We start from the raw sequence: 5256 nt of genomic DNA on the forward strand, positions 1-5256 counted from the left end.
CCCGCGGCGGCGCCGCCGGCCCGGGGCGACGCGCCCGCGCCGACCGGTCCGAGCTGGAACGTGTCGCTGATCGGCGCCGACCGGGTCTGGTCGGAGCTGGGCGTCACCGGCACCGGCGTGGTGGTGGGCAGCTCGGACTCCGGGGTGGACGGCCGGCACCCGGCACTGGCCGCCGGCTTCCGGGGCGGCGACGACTCCTGGTACGACCCGTGGGAGCACCGCCGCACGCCGGCCGACCGGGGCGGCCACGGCACCCACACGCTGGGCAGTGCCGTGGGCCGCGACGGGATCGGGGTGGCGCCCGGCGCACGCTGGGTGGGTTGCGTGAACCTGGACCGCAACCTGGGCAGTCCGGCCCGCTACCTCGACTGCCTCCAGTTCATGCTGGCGCCGTTCCCGACCGGCGGGGACCCGTTCACCGACGGTCGTCCGGCGCGCGCGCCGGACGTGCTGACCAACTCGTGGGGCTGCCCGCCGTTGGAGGGTTGCGACCCGGGGGCCCTGCGCCCGGCCACCGCCGCGCTGGCCGCGGCCGGCATCCTGGTGGTGGCCGCGGCCGGGAACACCGGCCCGTACTGCGGGTCGATCGTGGACGCGCCGGCGCCGTACCCGGACGTGCTCACGGTCGGCGCGGTCGACCGGAACCGCCGGCTCACCGACTTCTCCAGTCGGGGCCCGGCCGGCGGGGCCGACAAGCCCGACCTGGTGGCTCCCGGCGCGGCGGTGCCGTCGGCGTTCCCCGGCGGCGGTTACGCCACCCTGGACGGCACCTCGATGGCGACTCCCCAGGTGGCCGGCGTGGTGGCGTTGATGTGGTCGGCGAACCCGGCGCTGGTCGGCGACCTGGACCGGACCCGGCGGATCCTCGCCGACACGGCCACCCCGGCCTCGGTGCCGGCCGGCGCGCCCTGCGGGGGCACCCGGAACCTGGTCGGCGCGGGCCTGGTCGACGCGTACGCGGCGGTGCGGGCGGCCACCAGCGGTTAGGAACCCTGTCCAATGCCGCGCCGATGACCTAGGGTCGGCGACCATGGACGTGGAGATCGTCGAGCTGGGCCGGGACCGGCTGCCCGAGGTCGTGGACCTCTGCCGGCGGTCGCTCGACCTGCCGGAGGACGCGGCCGAGGCGGCCGCCGTGGTGACCACGGTCGCCGATCGGGCCGCGGCCGACCGGACGGTGCTGCGGCTCGGCGCGGTGCGCGACGGCAGCCTGGTCGGGGTGCTGGTGGGGTCGCTGTCGGCGACCGATCTTCGGCTCGGCCACGTCGACCTGGTCGCGGTGGCCCCGGCGGAACGCCGCCAGGGGGTCGGTGGCGCGCTGCTCGCCGAGGCGGAGGCCCGGCTGGGCGCGCTCGGCGGCGCCGAGCTGCTGCTGGCCGGCAACCCGCCGCACTACGCCTGGCCGGGGATCGACGTGCGCTACACCCCGGCGGTCTGCGCCGCGTCACGGCTCGGCTTCCGGCAGGACCGGACGGCCTGGAACATGACCGCCGAGCTGGCCGAGGGGTCGCCGGCGCTGCGCTCAACGGAGGCCGCCGAGCAGCGGCTGGCCGGGCGGGGTGTGACCGTACGCCGGGCCGGACCGGCGGACCTGCCGGCGTTGGCCGCGTTCGCCCGGGCCACGTTCGGCGGCACCTGGGACGGTGAGCTGGCCGGCTCGCTGGGCCGTCCGGACGCGGGCGCGCACCTGGCCGAGCGGGACGGGGAGATCCTCGGCTTCGCCGCCTGGGGGTCGGCGCGGCCGAGCTGGTTCGGCCCGATGGGCACCGCCCCGGCGGCCGAGGGGTCCGGCATCGGCGGGGTGCTGCTGCGCCGCTGCCTGCGGGACCAGGCGGCGGCCGGGATCGGCGCGGCCCAGATCGGTTGGGTGGGCCCGGTGCCGTTCTACTCCGGGGCGGCGGGCGCCCGGATCGAACGCGTCTTCTTCCTCTACCGGAAAGCCATCAAAGGGGCATAACGGCGTTCACCCTCCACGGCTCCGGCCGAGCCCTACGGTCGGTAGGCAGAAGGAGGCGGTGCATGACCGCGGATGACGAACGGGCCGACGACCCGACCACCGGCCGGCGGCCGACCGGCGAGCTTCCCGGGCAGCTCCCGTTCGACCGGCTCGACGTCGGCGACGCCGAGCAGCTCGCCGAGACGGCCGGGGCCGACCAGCCACCCGTGGAGGAACCTCGGCAACCGGTGGACGAGCCGAGGTGGCTGCCGCCCCCGTACGACCGGGCGCAGAAGCGGCGCAACCAACGCCCGTTGCCCACCTGACGCGTACGCGGAAGGGGGCGGACCGCTGACGCGGCCCGCCCCCTTTCGGCGTACTGGACGGAGCTGGACTCAGAAGTCCATCTCCCCGCCACCCGGGCCAGCCGGGGCGGCCGGGGTCTTCTCCGGCTTGTCCGCCACGACGGCCTCGGTGGTGAGGAACAGCGCGGCGATCGAGGCGGCGTTCTGCAGCGCGGAACGCGTCACCTTGGCCGGGTCGATGATGCCCGCGGCCAGCAGGTCCACGTACTCGCCGGTCGCGGCGTTGAGGCCGTGACCCGGGTCGAGGTTGCGGACCCGCTCGACGACGACGCCACCCTCCATGCCGGCGTTGACGGCGATCTGCCGCAGCGGGGCGTCCAGCGCGATCTTGACGATCTGCGCGCCGGTCGCCTCGTCGCCGGCCAGGTCCAGCTTGTCGAAGGCGGTCTTGCCGGCCTGCACCAGCGCGACGCCACCACCCGGGACGATGCCCTCCTCGACGGCGGCCTTCGCGTTGCGGACGGCGTCCTCGATGCGGTGCTTGCGCTCCTTCAGCTCGACCTCGGTGGCCGCGCCGACCTTGATCACCGCAACACCGCCGGCCAGCTTGGCCAGACGCTCCTGCAGCTTCTCCCGGTCGTAGTCGGAGTCGCTCTTGTCGATCTCGGCCCGGATCTGGTTCACCCGGCCCTGGATCTGCTCGGCGTCGCCGGCACCGTCGACGATGGTGGTCTCGTCCTTGGTCACCACGACCTTGCGGGCGCGGCCCAGCATCTCGAGGCCGGTCGCGTCCAGCTTGAGGCCGACCTCCTCGCTGATGACCTGGCCACCGGTGAGGATGGCGATGTCGGTCAGCATGGCCTTGCGGCGGTCACCGAAGCCCGGCGCCTTGACGGCGACCGACTTGAAGGTGCCCCGGACCTTGTTGACGACCAGGGTGGCGAGAGCCTCGCCCTCCAGGTCCTCGGCGATGATCAGCAGCGGCTTGCCCGACTGCATGACCTTCTCCAGGATCGGGAGCAGGTCCTTCACCGACGAGATCTTGCTGTTGACGATCAGGATGTACGGGTCGTCGAAGACGGCCTCCATACGCTCCGGGTCGGTCATGAAGTAGGCGGAGATGTAGCCCTTGTCGAAGCGCATGCCCTCGGTGAGCTCGAGCTCCAGGCCGAAGGTGTTGCTCTCCTCGACGGTGATGACGCCTTCCTTGCCCACCTTGTCCATCGCCTCGGCGATGATCTCGCCGACGCTGGGGTCGGCGGCGGAGATGGAGGCGGTGGAGGCGATCTGCTCCTTGGTCTCCACGTCCTTGGCGAGCTTGAGCAGCTCCTCCGAGACGTTGGCGACGGCGGCCTCGATGCCCCGCTTCAGGGCCATCGGGTTGGCGCCGGCGGCCACGTTGCGCAGACCCTCACGGACCAGGGCCTGGGCCAGGACGGTCGCCGTCGTCGTGCCGTCACCGGCGACGTCGTCGGTCTTCTTCGCGACCTCCTTGACCAGCTCGGCGCCGATCTTCTCGTACGGGTCCTCGAGCTCGATCTCCTTGGCGATGCTCACACCATCGTTGGTGATGGTGGGGGCACCCCACTTCTTCTCGAGCACGACGTTGCGGCCCTTGGGGCCGAGGGTCACCTTCACGGCGTCGGCGAGCTGGTTCATGCCCCGCTCGAGGCCGCGGCGCGCCTCTTCGTCGAACGCGATCATCTTGGCCATACGGCGTTGTCCTCCTGGACACTCACGGGCCATCCGGATGCCCGGATGGGCCGTCTGGTGTACGCACCTTGGGGACGTCGCCACCTGGCGACGACGACGTCTCCTCGGTCGGGCCGGACAGCCCGCGACGACCGGCCCGTGCCACTCCGGCGCCCCTGGGGCACCGGCGCGGCCGTGGCCCTACCGCCCCGACCTTCTGGCACTCACCGTACGCGAGTGCCAATGACTTGTTTAGCACTCTCCCTAGCCGAGTGCAAGCACGACGGCCCCGCTCAGCCGAGTTCCGCCGCCAGTCGGGCCGCGTTCACCGGGCCTTCCTGCGCTCGCTGTTCGGCGTACGCGACGACCAGCCCGACCAGCTGCGCCAGGTAGGCCGGCGCGGCCAGCGCGGCACCGACCACGGCCAGCGCCACCGCACCGACGGTGGTGCCCGGCGCGCTTGTCGGGTCGGCCCCGAACACCACCCCGCTGACGGTGCTGACCACCAGGTCCAGCACGGTCGCCGCGAGCAGCGCGCACATCACCAGCGCGACCCGGCCCAACACCATGCCGAAGCGTTGGTGGAACATCCGCCAGGCCCGCCCGATCGGCTCCTGCCGCTCGAACAGGTAGACCGGCCCGAACAGGGCGACCGCGAATCCGACGTAGACGCCGGGCAGCAGACAGAGGCAGGCACCCACGGTGATCAGCAGCGAGGCCACGATGGTCCAGCCCCAGAGACCGAGCGCGCGGCGCAGTCCGTACCGGAGGGCCGCCCCGAGACCGGCCGGCTCACCTGCCGCCTGCCGGGCGACCACCCACGTGCCCGCGCCCCAGCCGGCGGCCTGCACCGGGCCGAAGAGCAGCGCGGCGAGCATGACCACGCCGTAGAAGGCGAACACGTGCTCCAGGTAGCCGTCAGGCAGCACCGGCGCGCCGTCCGGCCCGGTCACCGGTTCGTCGGTGGGCACCAGGTAGAGCGAGAGGACCGAAATGATCGCGGCCGGGACGCACTGGGTGAGCAGCACGATCGGCAGCAGCTGACGCCAACTGCGCCGCACCGTACCCGTGCACCTGGCGAACCAGCCGGCGACACCCGCGTGCGGCGGGGTGACCAACGGGTCGTCCGGGTCGACGGCGGGGTACCAGCCGTAGTGGCCGGCGGGCGTCGGCTGGGCCGGGTAGGGCGCGCCGGGCATCGGCTGGCCCGGGTACCCCGGCCCACCGGCCGGCCAACCCCAGCCGGTCGACGGGTCACCCACCGACGGCGACCAGCCGGGTGGAGGCGTGGCACCCTCGGGCCCGGCCCAGCCGGGGGCAGGC

Annotated in this window: 5 protein-coding genes; 3 read left to right on the forward strand and 2 right to left on the reverse strand. The window is 73.6% G+C overall.

Annotated elements, in window-relative coordinates:
• The 3 genes from HUW36_RS24770 to HUW36_RS24780 all read left to right on the forward strand — a co-directional run.
• Positions 1-987, forward strand: a 987-nt coding sequence (locus HUW36_RS24770; protein WP_174530369.1) for a S8 family serine peptidase, incomplete at its 5' end; no start/stop codon positions are given.
• 43 nt (positions 988-1030) lie between these two features.
• On the forward strand, positions 1031-1957 hold the full coding sequence (locus HUW36_RS24775) for a GNAT family N-acetyltransferase (RefSeq protein WP_174530370.1): 927 nt from the start codon (positions 1031-1033) through the stop codon (positions 1955-1957).
• A gap of 62 nt (positions 1958-2019) precedes the next feature.
• Positions 2020-2262: a hypothetical protein gene (locus HUW36_RS24780; RefSeq protein ID WP_174530371.1), complete on the forward strand. Its 243-nt coding sequence runs from the start codon at positions 2020-2022 to the stop codon at positions 2260-2262.
• A gap of 69 nt (positions 2263-2331) precedes the next feature.
• On the opposite strand, the gene groL is transcribed toward HUW36_RS24780, so the two are convergent.
• Positions 2332-3954, reverse strand: a complete 1623-nt coding sequence (gene groL / locus HUW36_RS24785; protein ID WP_018787968.1) for a chaperonin GroEL — start codon at positions 3952-3954, stop codon at positions 2332-2334.
• A gap of 272 nt (positions 3955-4226) precedes the next feature.
• Positions 4227-5256 (reverse strand): hypothetical protein (locus tag HUW36_RS24790; protein WP_174530372.1); only part of this gene is annotated, 1030 nt, incomplete at its 5' end.

Source organism: Micromonospora maritima, assembly GCF_902825405.1.
In the GTDB taxonomy this organism is placed as follows: Bacteria; Actinomycetota; Actinomycetes; order Mycobacteriales; family Micromonosporaceae; genus Micromonospora; species Micromonospora maritima.

Excerpts from the sequence above, each read along its gene's own strand:
- HUW36_RS24775 (WP_174530370.1), top strand. The coding sequence starts at position 1,031 with ATGGACGTGGAGATCGTCGAGCTGGGCCGGGACCGGCTGCCCGAGGTC.
- HUW36_RS24780 (WP_174530371.1), top strand. The coding sequence starts at position 2,020 with ATGACCGCGGATGACGAACGGGCCGACGACCCGACCACCGGCCGGCGG.
- groL (WP_018787968.1), bottom strand. The coding sequence starts at position 3,954 with ATGGCCAAGATGATCGCGTTCGACGAAGAGGCGCGCCGCGGCCTCGAG.